The organism is Roseibium sp., from assembly GCF_965233565.1.
Lineage (GTDB): Bacteria > Pseudomonadota > Alphaproteobacteria > Rhizobiales > Stappiaceae > Roseibium.
The window spans coordinates 5,156,067-5,172,083 of record NZ_OZ247494.1; the positions used below are offsets into that span (position 1 = coordinate 5,156,067).

Genomic DNA, 16,017 nt, shown 5'->3' on the forward strand with positions numbered 1-16,017 from the left:
GAACGGTGACATCTGAATATGTTCAGTGACATGGAGGCAGACGTCTGGCTTAACCGTAGCCCTGGCATCTGAAAAAGCAGGTTCGCTGGGGTCAAGGATCAGCAGTGGTTTTTGATCTGCAGCCGATTGAAAGCCTTAGGGGCGATGCTTAGGGTAGGGCCGACCGCGTGATTTGCCGAACAAAGGACGTCCCATGCTGCACAGGATCATCAAGGCCCGCCACGCACAGGCCCTCGGTGCCCTGCTGCTCGGCGCCGTCATTGCAGTTGGCGGAGGCGCCGGCCTGGCGCAGGCCGAGGCGCTGAAGCCTTACAAGGACCGGCTGTTTCGCTACAAGAAAATCCACGAGACGCTTTATGGCGGCGATTTCCTGGTGGTGGAATACTCAAAGCAGCGGGACCTTCGCGACCGCGACGAGGTCGACGAGCGCAGGGTCTATGGCAATTACGTCTCCTACAAACCGAAGCGCAGCCGGGGCAGCGGTGAATTGCAGGCCAATGGCCGCACCATCAATTATATGGGCACCGGCAAGTGGAAGGGCGGGGCAAAAGCCATCGTCATCTATATCCATGGCCAGGGCGGCAACCGCTTCCAGGGCATGAACGACGTTTCCTTCGGCGGCAATTTCAATCGCATCCAGAACCTGATGGTCCGCAATGGCGGTGCGTATCTGACCGTCGACATCAAGAATTTCGGCAAGTCCGGCACGGCGGATGTCGCGGCGCTGATCCAGTATCAGAAGCAGCTCTCGCCTGGCGCCAAGGTGGTGGTGGCCTGCGGGTCCATGGGCGGCATCATCTGCTGGAACCTGGTCAAGAACGGCAATTACGCCAGCCTGATCAACGGCATCATGCTGCTCGGCTCCCCCAAGGATCCGAATTTCCTCAATTCCAGCGGCCTTCGCCGCAATGTGCCGATCTATATGGGCCAGGGCACGCTCGACCGTGTCTACAACTGGGAAGATCAGGCAAATTTCTATAAGCAGATCAAGAACCGCGCGCCCAACTACCCGATCAGGTTCACGCTGTTCGACACCGGCACCCACGGCACTCCGATCCGCATGACCGACTGGCGGCTCGTCTTAAACTGGATGCTGGGGTGAACCTGAAAGTCCTGCCATCAACCTGTCAGCATTTGGCTGCTTTGTGCTGCACAACCATTGTCCCGGGCCTGTTTCTGCTCTCTATTTCGGTCCATTGATTTTCTGGTTCTAAGCCCAGTTGAAGGGCTTGCCCAAATTTGATGGAAAGAGTTGATGACCTTCGAGGACCATAGACCTGCTGATCAGTCGGCCGGAACCAGTCTTAATGAAAAACTGTCCAACCTGCGCAGGAAGTCGATCAGCCACCTTCTGACCGGCCTCGGCAACGGTGTGATCGGCTATTTGCTGATCACCCATGCTTCTGATATCGCCTCGACCCTGAGCTTTATTCCCGAGTGGCTGGTGACGGGCGCTGGCTATGTAAGCGCCGGGGTTGGCGTGCTCTACATCCTGCTGTCGGTCCTGAGCGCGGTCATGCTGTTTGTCGTCAGAAAGAAGCTCGCCGGCTTGCCACAGGAGGTATTGGAAAAGGTGAACGCTGGCGAGAGTTGACGGGCGGCTGTTGTCTCGGCTGGTGAGACGTAAGCGATATTCGGCTGGCCCTCTTCATGTTCGAAAACCCTTGGCTGTTTTATCAGTCAAGACGCGAGCTTGTGCGGAACGCTGATGGTCACATCCGGTCTCAAGCTTCAGTCTGCTAATTAAGGAATTGGTCCTTTTGTCGACACGTTCCTTTGCCTTGATGGGCCTTTGGCGAACAACAAAGACCATGCGATTTTTGAAAGCCCTGCTTCTGACTGCCAGCGCTGGCCTGGGTGGCTTGGCGGTGGCCTATGCCAGTGGCCTGTTTGAGCCGCTGCAGGCGGCCTATCCGCGGGCGGTCTGGCCGGCGCTCGGGTCGTTTGAAACGATCTCGGGCCAACCGGAACCGCTGCATTACGCTCCGGTCCTTGCAGCACTGAACACGCGCGGACAAGACCTGTTCGAGGACGCCGACAGCCATGCCCTTCTGGTGTTGCGCGGTGACCGTATTGTTCTGGAAACCTATGCGGATGGCTATGGCCCGCACACGCGCTTCAACTCTTACTCGCTGATCAAGAGCGTTGTCGGCGCACTTGTCCTTCAGGCCGTGTCCGAGGGCAGGATTGCCAGCCTTGACGATCCGGTCAGCGCCTACCTGCCGGACTTCGGTTCCGAGCGCTTCGGGCAGCAGAGCGTGCGCAGCTTTCTGGAAATGCGCAGCGGTCTCGATTTTGAACAGGAAAGCGCCGACAAGCAGGATCGGCTGGTGACGTACAATCCGTTCGGCAGGCTGGCGCGGCTGCATGCAGGAGGCCTGGCGTCGGTTGAGGACGAATTGCAGGTCCGCTCCGACCGGGCCGGGCAGTTTGCCTATCAGAATGTCAACACGGCCGTGTTGGGGCATCTTCTTGAAAAGGTCCATGGCAGGCCGCTTGATCATCTTCTTGTCGAGCGTGTCTGGCTGCCAGCAGGAGCTGCCCGGGCAGACTGGCTGCGCCACGGCGAGGAGGGGAGCGTCACCGCCTATTGCTGCCTCTATGCCACTGCGAGCGACTGGCTCAAGGTGGGCAGATTTCTGGCGCAAAACGGAACCCCGGAGCGCCCTTTCCTGTCGGAAGAGCTCTGGAACCTCTATTTCGGCACCGGACTTTCGCCGAAGGCCCGCACCACGGGGGCTTATGGGACGCATATCCGCCACAACATCCTCGACCGCAAGGGCGAAGCGTTGCAAGGCAGCTTTTCCTACATGATGGGGCAGGGCGGGCAGATCGTTTACATGATGCCCGCCAAGGATTTGGTCGTTGTCCGCTTCGGCGACCGGCACTCGCTGCTTCACTCAACGCTCTATTCGGCCTGGAACAGTCTTCCTTCCGGGAACTGATACCCGAGCCATACGGCACGTTCGTGTCAGCAATCGTCCGCAGAGTTCGATCTGGCACATGTTCCGGCCGTCTTCTGCGCCCACCCTGCAGGCAGGTGAGACAGAACGGGCAAACGTATGAAGAATTTGATGATTGTCAGCCTGGTGCTGGCCTTGTCGACGGCTGCTTCTCATCGTGCAAACGCGTCGGACCTGAACTCCGGAGCACGAGGCGGCGGTCTGCTTCAAGCAACCGAACGTAAGCCGTCAACCGTGTCCGGACCCGCTCGGACATCACTCGTTGCTACTGCCGAGGGACTGTTCAGGCCAAAGACGGATCAGGCTTTGATTGTCTATCGGGACGGGATAATTGAACGCGCGAAATTCAAGGATGGATTCAATGCACACACACCTGTCCCTTCCGATCAGTTGACCGAACTCCTTGTCTCTGCGCTGGTGTTGAGAGCAGTTGCAGAAGGCCGAATTGGATCTCTTGAAGACATGCTCGCCACTTACGGAGCGGGTTTCGGAGACGCCGATTTTGAACATAAAGACCTTCGTACTCTCCTGAGTTCACGCGGCGCGGCGAATGTGCCGCCAATGGGGGCGAACCGCGCTTTGCCGGACGATGGAGGTCGATCGGCTCGCGAGAAGGGCCGGAAGGATGTGACGGCGGTTCTTGGCCGTTTGTTGGTACATCTTTACGGGCAGCCGCTGGAACAGCTGCTCCAGGAGAAAATCTGGCAACCTGCCGAAGCCGGTGAGGTGCGATGGACCGGCGTCGAAGGGGGCAGAAATGACGCCTCCTTCGCGTGTTGCCTATTGGCCTCCCCAAATGACTGGCTGAAAGTGTCAGCCTTTCTCTTGCGCAACGGGTCTCAAAAGGATCCCTTCCTGCCATTGGGTCTTTGGGAGCTAGTGCTCGAAACGGATCTGGTTACCACACAGAAATCGGTCATCGGTCATCGCATCAATTTACATACCAGGCGGCGTCAGCAAATCCGGGGACCGATGGTCATGACCATGGGGGGCGGAACGCGCTGGATATTCATGGTGCCGGAAAAACGATTGGTTGTGCTTTATTTCGGCGTGCGCACTTCATCCGATATGTCGGTCTTTGGTTCGATCTGGAACGGCTTGCAGAACCGGAAGCCCTTGAAAGGGCGCTGACGGTCAGGAGCCATCGCCGGGCTTGCACAACCTTGCGACTGGGGGCGCCAGAATGCCAGGCTTTCCCTGACGACAAGCAGCTCTCTTACGAAGGGCCGAACTTGCCGGTCGGCCTGAGCCTGAGCAGCCCCTCCGCCAGATGATCGAACACCACGCGAATGCGTCGGCTGGTGTGGAGTTCGCGGTGCGTCACCAGCCAGATCGGGAACGTGACCGGCTTGACGCCGGCAAAGGCCGGCACGATTTCCGGGAACCGCTCGGCGATTTCGTCGGCCATGATCGACAGGCCAAAGCCCTGTCGGACAAGCTCCCAGGCGACCACCCCGTTGGGAGAGCCCAGCCGGATGTTACCTTCGCTGACATCCAGCCCGAACGCGCGCAGGTAGCCGACCAGTTCCTCATTATTGTCATAGCCGACAAAGTCGAGGCTCTTGGCATCTTCCAGGGCCAGCGGCCGGCCGAATTGTTCGACATAGGACCGGGCGCCATAGATACGCGCAGGCGCGTCGCGCAGCTTGCGGGCGTAAAGATCCGGGTGGTCGGGAGAGACGTGGCGAATGGCGATATCGGCTTCCCGGCGGCGCAGGTCGCTGAGACTGTTGGTGCACAGCAGCTTGACCTCGATGCCGGGCGCCAGGTCGCGCAGGTCCCTTAAGATGTCGGGCAGGATATGCGCGGCCGTCAGGTCTGTGGTCGACACTGTCACAAGGCCCTCGACCTGCTGCGCCTTGCCGGAGGCAGCCAGTGACACGCGGCTGGCCGCTTCTCCCATCGCCCGCACATGTTCGACCAGTTCCAGCCCCGCATCGGTCAGGATCAACGACTTCGCGACGCGTTCGAACAGGGTCACACCGAGGGTTTCTTCCAGGGCCGCGACCTGACGGCTCAAGGTGGGCTGGGTCAGATTGAGGGCTCGGGCGGCTGCCGACAAGGAGCCTTCTTCGGCCGTTACGAGAAAGGCGCGGGCCTGGTTCCAGTCAAAGGTGATCGTCTGCCAGTTCATGCAAATATGTATATCAACTACGCAAATTTCCGCAATTTCCATGCCTTTGCGAAGAAGCTACTGTGATCGGGAAAGGAGGCGCCAATGACCTCGTCCTCGTTGATGATCCAGTTGGCAAATTTCGTTCTTTCGATCCTGGAGTTCATGGCGTCTCCGACGGGAGGCCGTGACATCGGTCGTGACATTCTGCAAAAGGTCGGCCTGCGCGGCGGGCCCGGACAGAAGAAATAGACCATCCTGGATCAGGTATTTACGGCCAGATGACAAATCAACGGCCGGGGACACGTATGTCCCCGGTGTTACAGTCATGCGTCCGGTGGTGAGCGGGATGCTCAGGTGCGCCTCTTGAAAAAAACGCTATCCGCGAGATCAGAGATGACAATGACACTGACAAACGAAGGCGGCTTTTCGACCCGGTTCTGGGACAGGGCTGCCCGCAAATACGCAGCTTCCCCGATCAAGGACCAGGAAGCTTATGAAAAGACCCTGGCGCGCACAATCGAGCACCTCGGCCCGAATGACACCGTTCTGGAACTGGGCTGTGGCACCGGGTCGACGGCACTGCTTCTGGCCGGCAAAGTGAAATCCTATCTGGCAACGGATTTCGCCAAGGGCATGATCGATATTGCCGATGAAAAGCTGGCAGCCGGCAAGGCAGCCGGCGAAGCGCCGCAGGGCCTGCGGTTCGCCGTGGCCGACGGTTTCAGCGAAGAGGTTGAGCTGCCGGGCGGTGCGAAATACGATGCAATCCTGGCCTACAATTTCCTGCATCTGGTCGAAAACCCGGAAGACCTGCTGGCCCGTGTGCGAGATCTCCTGAAACCGGGCGGTCTCTACATTTCCAAGACTGTTTGCCTGAAGCGGAAGGCCTGGCTGTTCGGACCGATGATCAAGGTGATGCAGCTCTTCGGCAAGGCGCCCTATGTACGCATGTTCTCCTTCGACGCGCTGGAGACCATGACAGCGGATGCCGGCTTCGAGATCATCGAGACAGGTACCTACCCGGAGCCTTACAGCCGGTTTGTGGTTGCCCGAAAAGCCTGACAGGTGCAGCTGACGGTTGCGGTGCAGCAGGTGGGATGCTACGAGTTAGATCCCACCTAAAACGCTTTTCCTGAAAGCGCCTCCATGCTTGTCCGCGACCGCGCGTTTTTCGCGTCCATGTTCCTCACGGTTCTGGCCGACCAGATCCTGTTGTTCCTTGTGCCGCTGGTGATTTTTCAGATCACCGGCAACGTTGCCTGGTCGGGCTTGGCCTTTTTCTTCGAGACCTTGCCGCGCTACCTGACCTTTCCGGTTGCCGGCATCCTCTGTGACCGGATCTCGCCGATCCTCCTGCTCAGGATCAGCCGGGTCCTGAGGGCCGTGGCCTGCATTATCGGCATAACCGGGCAGATCCTCTTTGGCGGCGTCTGGTGGCTGATCGGCCTGTCCGCCGTCGTCGGTATTCTGACCACCCAGGGCATGCTGGCGCTGGAGATGGTCCTTGTCCGGGCCTTTACCGACCAGCGCTTTGAAAAAGTGGCAAGCTACGGCCAGCTCGCCTCGCAGATGGGCGTTGTGCTGGGTCCGCTTACCGCTGCCTATCTGATGGCGTTCTGGCCCTGGGAAGCTGTTGTCGTGCTGGCAACGGTGCTGTTCCTGCTGGCCGACCTGGCCTTCATGCTCTGGCCCGGACAGGCACGCATGCAGGCAGCGCCCGGCAATGCAGAAAAACGTCACCCGGTTGCGGACCTGAAACACGCACTGTCCCTGATCTGGCGTCTGCCTGGCCTGATGCAGGCCATCCAGCAGGCCGCCGGTGTCAATCTGATCATCGGGGCGACCCTTGCGACGGCTGCAGCAATGGTGACCGGTTTCTTCGCCCAGAGCGAACAGGTCTATGCCTGGCTGCAGGTGGGCGGTGCCCTGGCAACGCTGGCCGTTCTCACCTTGACCGCACATGTGCATCTGGGGCTCAGGACGCTGGGTCTGACCGCCTATGCCCTGATCTGCATTGGCGCTGTCCTGACCGGTGTCGGGGCGCATCCGCTTGTCTATGCCCTGGGTTTTCTGCTGATTGCGGGTTTCGACAAGATGTTCAACATCTATGTGCGAACCTTGCGCAAGGAGATCATTCCACCGGAGGAGTTCGGAAAGACCACTGGCGCCATCATCTGCCTCAACAACCTCTCGCAGCCCCTGGCAGGGCTGATTGTGGCCGTGTTTGCCGCCGGCGACGATGCCAGGGCCGTGCTGCTGGGCCTGGCAGCCGCCATGGCGCTGCTTGGCCTGGTAACCTTTCGCCGGGCCTGAACCTGCTCAGCTCTCGTGATCGGCGGCGTCTGCCCGAATGGTCTTGATATCCTGAGAAGCCGCCCATTGCTGGATGTCCTCACGCCGCAGGGCACAGGCCATGAGATCGGGGAACTGGTCCGGTGTGGCGGCAAAGACCGGGACACCAAGCGCAGCGATGGTCGCCGCCATCTGGGCATCGTAAAACGGATTGCCTGTATCCGTCAGCGCGAGCAGGACAATGACATTCACGCCCTGTCCGGTCAGTCTGGCGATTCTGGCGACCATCTCCTTGGCGTTGCCGCCTTCATAGAGGTCGGTGATCAGGACGAGATGCGATTTGGACGGTTTTTCAATCTTGTCCTCGCAATAGGCCACGGCCTGATTGATGTCGGTGCCGCCTCCGAGCTGTACCCCGAACAGGACTTCCACCGGATCTGCAAGATCGTCGGTCAGATCGAGAACCGCCGTGTCGAAGCACACCAGTTTTGTTTTAACCACCGGCAAGGAGGCCATGACGGCCGCAAAGATCGAGGCATAGACCACGGAAGAGGCCATTGAACCGGACTGGTCGACGCACAGGACAACCTCGTCGAGATCGACGATCCTGCGTTGCCGCCGCATGAAGCCAATCAGTTTTTCAGGCACCACCGTATTGTGCTCTTCCTGGTAGTGGTGCAGGTTCGCCCGAATGGTGCGGGACCAGTCGATATCGGCAAAACGCGGCCGGAACGTGCGTTTGGATTTGTCTACGGCTCCGCGTAACGCTTCGGCGGTGCGCCTCTCCAGCCGTTCCATCAGCTCCGCGACCACTTTGGCGATCACCTCACGTGCGGCGTCCTTGGTCTTGTCCGGCATGACACCGCGCATGGCAACGAGATCGGCCACCAGATTGACGTCCGCTTCCATCACCGCCAGGAATTCCGGTTCCAGCAGCATCTGTTTCAGGCCGAGCCGATCGAAGGCGTCTTTCTGAACCACCTGAACAACGGAAGAGGGGAAAAACTCTCGTATTTCGCCGAGCCAGCGGGCCACTTTCGGCGCGGAACCGCCAAGGCCGCCACGTTTGCCTTTGCCGCCCTTGCTGCCTGATCCGCCGTCTTCCGGGTTGTAAAGCGCGCTCAGGGCAGCGGAGAGGCGCTGATCGCGCCCGGCCAGCCCATCATCATCGCCCCCCAGCGCAAGGCGCCACCGACGTCCACGCTCATCCATGTGCCTCTCCCCTGAGCAGTCGGGCCAGGATGTCCAGATGGGCCGGCCAGCGGGTCGCAGCATCCGGCGCCGCAATCATCTTTGATCCGCCGGAAACCGAATTGCCGAACAGGGCATCCATCAGTCGTCGCCGCTCGGTCTTGTCCATGCTTGCAAAAACGCGTCTGAACAGCGGCAGGAACTCCGTGAAGTCGTCTTCCTCCAGCGTGAGCAACCAGGTATCGACGCAGCCGCGCAGTCCGTCGTCATACAAGAGACGCTGGCCGGCGCCTTCCAGAAACCCGGCAAAATAGGCGGCCGCGTCCTGGACAGCGGTGCCGGGGGATAACATGCGCGCCAGCAGTTCGACCGCAGCGTCCGAAGACAGAAGATCAGCCTCATAAAGCAGCCGCGCGGCAAGACCGGAGATCAGCCGGTTGGCCTGTGGCTCTTCGATGATCGCCTCCAGTGCCTTTTGCCAAATGCCTTGCAGGTCCGGCTGGTCATCCAGCAGCCGGATGGCCCCGTCGGCGGCCTGGATCTGGCTACGCAGGGCCTGCGAGGCTTCGGCATCGAGATTGCGCACCGCATAGGGCAGGGACAGCGCAGCCTGGGTGGCGATCCGATCGAACAGTGTATGGAGGCGGACGGTATCGATCTCGCGGGCCGCCCCGTAGCGCAAGATGTCTGCCAGGGCGGGCAAGGCCGAGAGCATCTCGCTGCAGTCGGAAGTCTGGCCAGCGCGGGAACCAAGCAGGCGGACGCCTTCTTCTGCCGCATCGCTCAATTGTGCCGTCATCGCGCCGTACACAAGGTCAGCCAGGGCGCCGAGTGCATGGCTTTCCCGCAATCTGGATTTTGTCCTGCCGGAAGCAGCCTGTTCGATCGATGCACCGTAGACAAGGTTTTCCACCAGCTGAACGGCGAATTCCGGTTCCCAGCGCAGCGCCCAGCGTTCCCGGAAGGTGCCACGGCTTTTGCCCGGATCTATTGGACGTCCCCAGTCCACTTCGAGAATGCTCAGCCGGTGCAGCAGTGTTGAGCGAAACAGGCCACTGTCGGAGCGCAGGTCCAGAGACAGTTCCCGTTCCAGGGCTTCGGGTTTCAGGCGCGCCTTCTTCTGTTGCCTTTGCAGGTCCTCAAGCAGCGGCGCCATTGGTACATCGTCCGGTATCGCGCCGGTATCGGAACCGATCAGCAAGGCCACCGATATCGTGTCGAAAATCAGCGGATTGCCGAAACACAGGCAGGAAATGGCCGCTTCGCGCAGCTCTTCATAACCCGGCTGCGGCCGCCCGCGCACGGCTGCAAGCGACACCGCCAAACGTTCGGTTTCGATCAGCGACGCGGTCGAGACGATCTGGCCTTCGGCCCGAAGCGCTGTGGCGATGCGTGCGATCCAGCGGGTCGTTTTGTCGTCACCGGGTGTCTGCCACAGATGCAGGCACCATCCAGGCGCTGCAACGCCGGCGCCGTAACCGCTCGAAGTGGCAAGGCGCGGCGCCGTCCAGGGAGCCCAGGTGGCGGCGATCTTGACCTTCGACGCCCCCTTGAGCAAGGCGCGGTCGGATTTGGCCGTGTGTTTGGCCTGAAGCGCGGGAACATGCCAGGCGCCGCAGACCACGGCGACCGGACCGTCTGCCTGTTTGAGTGACTTGCCAATCTCAAGGCGCATATGGGCTTCGCGCGCCGCTTCGCGCTCCGGCAGCTCACCGGCATGCTCGCGAAGAGTGGACATGGCGTCGGCAACCGCCTCGAATACCGGGCCTGGGGCCGGGTTTTCTTCGATGACGTCCTGCCACCAGCTTTCGCCGTCCTCGTATCCGGCAACCTCTGCCAGCGCGCCGATCGGGTCCCGGCGCAACTGCAGATCCCTGTCAGAAAACGCGTCGTCCCGGTCGGCCAGTTTCAAAACATCGCCTGTTTCTTCGGTCCTGCTGACCTGCTCGCTGTCTTCGGCCTCGTCGGGCTGGAAATTCCAGTAAACGGGAAGATCGATAAAGCGCACCGGCACATGGTTGCGCACCGCCCAGCATACGGCCTGGTATTCAGGGGAGAATTCTGCGAACGGCCAGAAGGCGGCTCGCTCCGGTTCGTTGACCGGATAAGCCAGCAACGCCACGGGAGGTTTCATGGAGAGGCTGGCCAGGGTCGGCAGCAGGGCACTGAGGTCGGCTGGCCCCTCAACCAACACTTCGGCCGGCCGCAAATCGTCCAGCGCGTCAAGCAACCGCCTTGCAGAGCCGGGTCCATGGTGCCGGATACCGAAATAGGAGACGTGGGCTGTCACGAGGTTGCCGTCCTGTTCCCGTCAGACCAGCTCGGTAAGGGCCTGATAATAGTCGGCATAATCCCTACGCTTTTTCAAAACGGTCTCGAGATATTCCTCCAGCACCACCTTGTCCTGCACAGGATCCTTGAGAACGGCGCCAAGAACATTCGGCGCAAGGCTGCCCGCCGTCAGGTCTCCGCCACCGAAAAAGGCCGCATGGCTGAGACCGCCGACCGTGACGGCAATCGCCTCTGCGGTCGACAGCGTGCCGGAGGGTTTCTTCAAGGTGGTTTTGCCATCAAGGGTTTCGCCTGCGCGCAATTCCCGGAAGATGGATAGAAGCCGTTTGACTTCCTCCGTTACGTTCTTCGGTGCAGGCAGGTCCAAGGATCGGGCCATTTCGCCGACACGCTTGCTGACGATGGCAATCTCTTCGTCCATGTCGTCCGGAAGCGGCAGCACGACAACGTTGAAGCGGCGCTTGAGGGCGGCGGACAGGTCATTGACGCCTTTGTCGCGGTCATTGGCCGTTGCAATCACGTTGAAGCCGCGCGTGGCATAGACAGCCTCATTGAGCTCCGGGATCGGCAGCATCTTTTCTGAAAGAACCGTGATCAGGGTGTCCTGAACATCAGACCCCATGCGCGTCAATTCTTCCAGGCGGCAGAGCTTGCCCGTTTCCATGGCGCGGTAAAGCGGTGTCGGCACAAGGGCGTCCCGGCTGGGTCCCTTTGCCAGGAGCTGGGCATAGTTCCAGCCGTAGCGAACCTGGTTTTCGTCGGTTCCCGCCGTGCACTGGATAACCAGGGTCGAGTTGCCGGAAACAGCTGCCGCCAGGTGCTCCGAAACCCAGGATTTCGCCGTGCCGGGCACCCCCAGAAGCAGCAAAGCCCGATCGGTTGCAAGGGTCGCCACCGCAGTTTCGATCAGCCGACGGTTGCCGACATATTTGGCGCTGATTTCGGTGTCGCCGGCCCTGCCGCCCATGAGATAGGTGATGACCGCTTGCGGAGACAGAACCCAGCCTTCGGGTTTGGGTTTCGTATCGACGGCTTTCAGGGCCGCAATCTCGTCGGCGTAAGTGACTTCGGCAGGCTGCCGCTGGACGTCGCTCATAAGGGGTCTCCCGGTGTCAGGGCGGCGTTGAATTGCAACATGAGCAAGGACGCGTCCGTCCGGCTCTTGCCCGCCTCTAGGAACAATTGAATGAGAATTTGCGCGGCGTGCTGGTCGGCGATCAGGCCAAGCTGGAACAGCATGTGTTGTCGGCCGGTGGGGTCAACGCTCTTGCCATCGTCATTCGCTTCGGATTTCACAGACTTGAGCAGCGTCTTGACGGCGGGGGCCGCGACAAGTGTCTCGCCATCCAGACAGCCGAAATTGCCTTCCGCGCAGAACAGCACCCCATCCAGGCTATCCGTGGCCTGCCGCAGGATCTCGGGCAGATGCCGCCATCGATCAGCCACGGGCAGCCGGTCAAGCAGTGGCTGCAACAAACCGGCCCTTGCTGACACTTCCGAAACGATGCGGTCGGTGAGAACGTTGATTGCGGCCTCAGAACCGGTCCGGGCGACCTGGCAGCTGAACTCGTAATCCGCACGGTCGTTCCCGAAGTTCCAGCTTGAGACCAGGGTCTCCGCAGTCAGGCCAAGAGCTGCCGCGAAACCGGGAACACTCACCGTTTCAAACAGTTCGGTTCGCCGGGCCTGTTGTGCGCCGGTCTTGAGTTTCCGGACCTTGACGATGGTCTTGCGGTTGATCAGGCCCTTTTTGGCCAGTTCGTGGAAATCTGCCAGCTCGGCCGCATTTTCAGTTTCGTCCAGTATGCCGCCAAGCCGGGCCAGCAAGGCGCCGGCAAGGGCCTGAACCTTGGACGACCGGTCCTTGTGATAGAGCTTTTCCAGATAGGTACTATCGGATTTGGAAAGTCCGGCCGCGAGCGCAGCAACACATTTGAGACGTTGATCCGCAGGCAGGCTGTCAGCCTTGGCCTCGACAAGTTGCAACGCATCTTTCGGAGCTTTGAGGCGAAGCGCTGCAAGCGCATGGCCGCGCTCTGCCGGCAGAAAATCATCCCAGGTCTGTTCGCTCAAGGTGTCTGCAGCCAGTTCCCGGTCTCGCTCGTGCCAATTGTCCCAGGGGGCATAACACGCGGGCAGGTCATCGAAGCGGTCCGGCATGAAGTCCGCCGGATGGGTTGTGAACCCGCGCAGGGCCATGAAGTGCAGAAGCTGGGACTTCTGCGCGTCCGACAGTTTGTGCAGCGTGAAAAAGCGTCTGAACAGGACCCGGCAGGCATCGGGCAGCGGCGGGAGGTCGAGCTTTGGCAAACTCGGGAATGGAGCCAGGGCACCGGCTGGCGCGGCGCGAAACGCGACCTGGTCCGCCTGGGAGGCAATTGCCAGCAGGGCCAGCTCTGGCTGTTCCACTGCGGCAAGAGACGCGCGTATCTCTGCCGGGACCACGTCAATGCCGGACCCGCCGACCATCCAGCGGCCCTTGATTTTGGAAAGGGATTGCAGGAGATCAGTCATCCAGCTGGATCCTTCCCCAATTGGTCCGGGCACTGAACAGTCTCAGGCGCCGCCCATCCCACAGAGCAGCGGTCTGGTTCAGCTCCATGCCGGCAAACTGTTGTGCCGGAGCACTCTGGACCGGAAGCGTATGCACCGCGTCGCTGGACTGCCACCAGACGGACCTGCCGGACCTGAAAAGGCGGCCATCCGGCAACAGCAGCGGCGTTTCCGACGTCCAGGGCGCGATGTCCTGCTGGATCAGAAAAGGCTGCAACGGGTCGCCCTCGGGAGCGGTCGGCCATGGCAACTCGTTTTCCGCACCAGGTTGTCGTGTTGCCAGAACCGCGCGCAAGGGCGCCCGGGCGGGATAGAAGATCAACTCGGCTTCGAACTGTTCGCCGGCGGCAAAAGCGCTTGCGCGTTTGCCCAGGCTTGCCGGAAAAAAATCCAGCAGGACGGCGAAAGCGGGTCCGTTGCCAAGATTGATCAACCAGGTGGCCTGGCTCACCAGCCCGTCGCGCCGGGTCGAAATATCTTCACCGACCACTTCCCACCGGGATGTGACCTTGAGGGCATCCTGGTTATCGATCAGGCTGTCCCGTGTCTCGGATGTTGAAATGGCCCGTCGCAGTTCCGTGTCTTCCGGTGCACTGCGCCATGCCCTTAGCAGAAGAACGATTTTGCCCAGTTCCTGAAGCACCGTTTCCAGCCGTTCTTCGGTGGGCAGCTTGATGATCCGCGCCGGCAATTCATCGAGACGGCCTGCGAGCGCCTGAGCCTTGCCATCGACCAGACGCGCGGCAATCGCCCTGCAGCGGTTGCTGCAGTCGTCAAGAAATCCGGCAAGACCGGTGCGAAGCTGATCGGCGATCCATAGTTCCAGGTCGTCGGCGGCTGCGATCAACGCCGCTCTCGTGTCTTTGGCCCGCTTTTCGGCAGCCGCCTTTCGTCGAGACTCGGCTTGTGGATCCTCGGTTTTTTCAGCAACCGGGATCCTGGCGGCCGTGAGCGACTTGCCTGTTTTTGAGAGTTCCGGTTTGGTCGCTGCGCTTGTTGTCCGTCGGCGCCCCAACCAGTCGTTGACCCATTCCGGAACATTTCCTTGCTGAAAGGCCTGAGGATCGTCGACATACATCCACATCAGTGCAAGGGCATGCTTGCAGGGGAATTTGCGGGACGGGCAGGTGCACTTGTAGCCGTGGTCTCCGGTGTCGACGACCGTCCGGTATGGATTGGCTCCAGACCCCTGGCACTCGCCCCAGATCAGCTGGTCGGCGGCAGAAATCTCGCGCAATGGCCACTTGGACGCCTTGGTCAAGCCGTTCGCTGCTTTCAGCGACGACTGGTCCGGCGCGAGCGCGGTAATGACATCGTGTGTCAGTGGCATCGGATGGAAAAACCTTTGAGGCGTTGCCAGGCAAATGGATGATGCTACGAGATCCGGGGAAGCGCCCGGAGGCGGGTATTAGGTAACAATAACACTGATGAACATTCGCGATTTAGGCAAAAATCGCTGCGCTTGTAAATCGCGCCTTCCGGAAAATCTGTGGTTGAGCATTGTCTGCGGACAGCAGTTGACATCGACCGAAAGTGCGTTGCGTTTCCTTGGGCCTTTCTCGCGTTTAAACTGCCTGGCTGTCAGCCATTGAGAGGCCGGCCTGCCGGACGAGCTCGGCGATCTCGGACAGCTGACCGGCAAGCGGACTGGATTTGCGCCAAACCATGCCGACGGTGCGTTTTGGTTCAGGCGCCTCGAAACGGGAGATGGACACAGACGCCGATCGTGTTTCGACAGGCACGGCCATCTCCGGGATCAGGGTGACGCCCATGCCGGCACTGACCATTTGCACCAGCGTCGACAAAGAGCTGGCATCCAGCATCTCGCGCGGCGGTCCGGAGGGCATGTTGCAGAACGACAGCGCCTGATCGCGAAAACAATGCCCCTCTTCCAGAAGCAGCAGGCGCATCTCCCTGAGACTGTCCGCATTCGGCAGTGGCGCATTGGCCTCGCGCGCGGACCGCAACAGAACAAAGCGCTCGTCGAAGAGCGGTGTTTCCTGCAAGGTGTGTTCTGAAACGGGGAGGGCAACGATAGCGGTGTCGAGCCGGCCTGCCCCGAGTTCTTCAATCAGCTTCGGCGTCACGGTCTCGCGCACATGGATATCGAGCTCCGGATAGCGCGCAGTCAGGTTGCCGATGACCTTCGGCAACAGATAGGGTGCCACAGTCGGTATAACCCCGATCCGGAGTCGACCGACCAGTCGGTCCCTGGAGGCACGGGCCAGATCGCCAAGCTCATCCGCGGACCGCAGAATGTCCCTTGCGCGCTCGACCGCCACTTCACCAAATTGGGTCAGCTGCACCTGACGGGCGCCTCGGTCGAAGAGGGCAGCGCCAAGGACTTCTTCCATTTCCTTGATCTGCATGGACAGCGCCGGTTGCGAGATCGCGCAGGCTTCTGCGGCGCGTCCGAAATGACCGTGATGGGCGAGCGCTTCAAAATAGCGGAGTTGCTTGAGCGTGATATTGATCATCATTTTTTCTTATCAAATCAATCAGAAAATTCAACTTCTTCTGATTGAAAAGCTTTGCTACTTTAGAACTTGTAAAGAGTGGAACGGCAGCCTCTGGTGGTTCAGCGGCTGCCTGAAACCTGCTCTTTTCTTG

14 protein-coding genes are annotated in these 16,017 nt (G+C 60.3%); 7 read left to right on the forward strand and 7 right to left on the reverse strand.

Annotated elements, in window-relative coordinates:
* Positions 1 to 193: 193 nt before the first annotated feature.
* The 4 genes from ACO6TG_RS23470 to ACO6TG_RS23485 all read left to right on the forward strand — a co-directional run bounded on the left by ACO6TG_RS23470 (position 194) and on the right by ACO6TG_RS23485 (position 4,094).
* Complete coding sequence (locus ACO6TG_RS23470; protein WP_422375403.1) at positions 194 to 1,102, forward strand: alpha/beta hydrolase; 909 nt, start codon at positions 194 to 196, stop codon at positions 1,100 to 1,102.
* Positions 1,103 to 1,255: 153 nt separating this feature from the next.
* Complete coding sequence (locus tag ACO6TG_RS23475; RefSeq protein WP_422375404.1) at positions 1,256 to 1,594, forward strand: hypothetical protein; 339 nt, start codon at positions 1,256 to 1,258, stop codon at positions 1,592 to 1,594.
* A gap of 217 nt (positions 1,595 to 1,811) precedes the next feature.
* Complete coding sequence (locus tag ACO6TG_RS23480) at positions 1,812 to 2,945, forward strand: serine hydrolase domain-containing protein (protein WP_422375405.1); 1,134 nt, start codon at positions 1,812 to 1,814, stop codon at positions 2,943 to 2,945.
* Between the two features lie 117 nt (positions 2,946 to 3,062).
* Complete coding sequence (locus ACO6TG_RS23485; protein WP_422375406.1) at positions 3,063 to 4,094, forward strand: hypothetical protein; 1,032 nt, start codon at positions 3,063 to 3,065, stop codon at positions 4,092 to 4,094.
* A gap of 85 nt (positions 4,095 to 4,179) precedes the next feature.
* On the opposite strand, the gene ACO6TG_RS23490 is transcribed toward ACO6TG_RS23485, so the two are convergent.
* Positions 4,180 to 5,097 carry a LysR family transcriptional regulator gene (locus ACO6TG_RS23490; protein WP_422375407.1) on the reverse strand — a complete coding sequence of 306 codons (918 nt, stop codon included), beginning with the start codon at positions 5,095 to 5,097 and terminating at the stop codon, positions 4,180 to 4,182.
* A gap of 84 nt (positions 5,098 to 5,181) precedes the next feature.
* Here ACO6TG_RS23490 and ACO6TG_RS23495 point away from each other — a divergent pair, with 84 nt between their 5' ends.
* The 3 genes from ACO6TG_RS23495 to ACO6TG_RS23505 all read left to right on the forward strand — a co-directional run bounded on the left by ACO6TG_RS23495 (position 5,182) and on the right by ACO6TG_RS23505 (position 7,392).
* Positions 5,182 to 5,328: a hypothetical protein gene (locus ACO6TG_RS23495; protein WP_422375408.1), complete on the forward strand. Its 147-nt coding sequence runs from the start codon at positions 5,182 to 5,184 to the stop codon at positions 5,326 to 5,328.
* Positions 5,329 to 5,478: 150 nt separating this feature from the next.
* On the forward strand, positions 5,479 to 6,141 hold the full coding sequence (locus tag ACO6TG_RS23500; RefSeq protein WP_422375409.1) for a class I SAM-dependent methyltransferase: 663 nt from the start codon (positions 5,479 to 5,481) through the stop codon (positions 6,139 to 6,141).
* 84 nt (positions 6,142 to 6,225) lie between these two features.
* Positions 6,226 to 7,392: an MFS transporter gene (locus ACO6TG_RS23505; RefSeq protein WP_422375410.1), complete on the forward strand. Its 1,167-nt coding sequence runs from the start codon at positions 6,226 to 6,228 to the stop codon at positions 7,390 to 7,392.
* 6 nt (positions 7,393 to 7,398) lie between these two features.
* Here the strand turns inward: ACO6TG_RS23505 and ACO6TG_RS23510 are convergent, their stop codons facing one another.
* The 6 genes from ACO6TG_RS23510 to ACO6TG_RS23535 all read right to left on the reverse strand — a co-directional run bounded on the left by ACO6TG_RS23510 (position 7,399) and on the right by ACO6TG_RS23535 (position 15,884).
* Positions 7,399 to 8,583: a VWA domain-containing protein gene (locus tag ACO6TG_RS23510; RefSeq protein WP_422375411.1), complete on the reverse strand. Its 1,185-nt coding sequence runs from the start codon at positions 8,581 to 8,583 to the stop codon at positions 7,399 to 7,401.
* Entirely contained in the window at positions 8,576 to 10,852 is a 2,277-nt protein-coding gene (locus ACO6TG_RS23515; protein ID WP_422375412.1) for a DUF5682 family protein, read from the reverse strand. Before ACO6TG_RS23515 ends, ACO6TG_RS23510 begins: the two co-directional genes overlap by 8 nt.
* 21 nt (positions 10,853 to 10,873) lie before the next feature.
* Complete coding sequence (locus ACO6TG_RS23520; RefSeq protein WP_422375413.1) at positions 10,874 to 11,950, reverse strand: ATP-binding protein; 1,077 nt, start codon at positions 11,948 to 11,950, stop codon at positions 10,874 to 10,876.
* Positions 11,947 to 13,368 (reverse strand): DUF5691 domain-containing protein, encoded by a 1,422-nt coding sequence (locus ACO6TG_RS23525; protein WP_422375414.1) that lies wholly within the window; start codon positions 13,366 to 13,368, stop codon positions 11,947 to 11,949. Before ACO6TG_RS23525 ends, ACO6TG_RS23520 begins: the two co-directional genes overlap by 4 nt.
* Positions 13,361 to 14,737, reverse strand: a complete 1,377-nt coding sequence (locus ACO6TG_RS23530; protein ID WP_422375415.1) for an SWIM zinc finger family protein — start codon at positions 14,735 to 14,737, stop codon at positions 13,361 to 13,363. The genes ACO6TG_RS23525 and ACO6TG_RS23530 overlap by 8 nt, the downstream gene beginning before the upstream one ends.
* Positions 14,738 to 14,972: 235 nt before the next feature.
* Positions 14,973 to 15,884: a LysR substrate-binding domain-containing protein gene (locus tag ACO6TG_RS23535; RefSeq protein WP_422375416.1), complete on the reverse strand. Its 912-nt coding sequence runs from the start codon at positions 15,882 to 15,884 to the stop codon at positions 14,973 to 14,975.
* Positions 15,885 to 16,017: the final 133 nt, after the last annotated feature.

Bases quoted from the DNA above. Each gene is read 5' to 3' on its own strand.
- ACO6TG_RS23495 (WP_422375408.1), top strand. From the start codon at position 5,182: ATGACCTCGTCCTCGTTGATGATCCAGTTGGCAAATTTCGTTCTTTCG.
- ACO6TG_RS23480 (WP_422375405.1), top strand. From the start codon at position 1,812: ATGCGATTTTTGAAAGCCCTGCTTCTGACTGCCAGCGCTGGCCTGGGT.
- ACO6TG_RS23530 (WP_422375415.1), bottom strand. From the start codon at position 14,737: ATGCCACTGACACACGATGTCATTACCGCGCTCGCGCCGGACCAGTCG.
- ACO6TG_RS23520 (WP_422375413.1), bottom strand. From the start codon at position 11,950: ATGAGCGACGTCCAGCGGCAGCCTGCCGAAGTCACTTACGCCGACGAG.
- ACO6TG_RS23500 (WP_422375409.1), top strand. From the start codon at position 5,479: ATGACACTGACAAACGAAGGCGGCTTTTCGACCCGGTTCTGGGACAGG.
- ACO6TG_RS23485 (WP_422375406.1), top strand. From the start codon at position 3,063: ATGAAGAATTTGATGATTGTCAGCCTGGTGCTGGCCTTGTCGACGGCT.
- ACO6TG_RS23505 (WP_422375410.1), top strand. From the start codon at position 6,226: ATGCTTGTCCGCGACCGCGCGTTTTTCGCGTCCATGTTCCTCACGGTT.
- ACO6TG_RS23490 (WP_422375407.1), bottom strand. From the start codon at position 5,097: ATGAACTGGCAGACGATCACCTTTGACTGGAACCAGGCCCGCGCCTTT.
- ACO6TG_RS23510 (WP_422375411.1), bottom strand. From the start codon at position 8,583: ATGGATGAGCGTGGACGTCGGTGGCGCCTTGCGCTGGGGGGCGATGAT.
- ACO6TG_RS23525 (WP_422375414.1), bottom strand. From the start codon at position 13,368: ATGACTGATCTCCTGCAATCCCTTTCCAAAATCAAGGGCCGCTGGATG.
- ACO6TG_RS23470 (WP_422375403.1), top strand. From the start codon at position 194: ATGCTGCACAGGATCATCAAGGCCCGCCACGCACAGGCCCTCGGTGCC.
- ACO6TG_RS23535 (WP_422375416.1), bottom strand. From the start codon at position 15,884: ATGATCAATATCACGCTCAAGCAACTCCGCTATTTTGAAGCGCTCGCC.
- ACO6TG_RS23475 (WP_422375404.1), top strand. From the start codon at position 1,256: ATGACCTTCGAGGACCATAGACCTGCTGATCAGTCGGCCGGAACCAGT.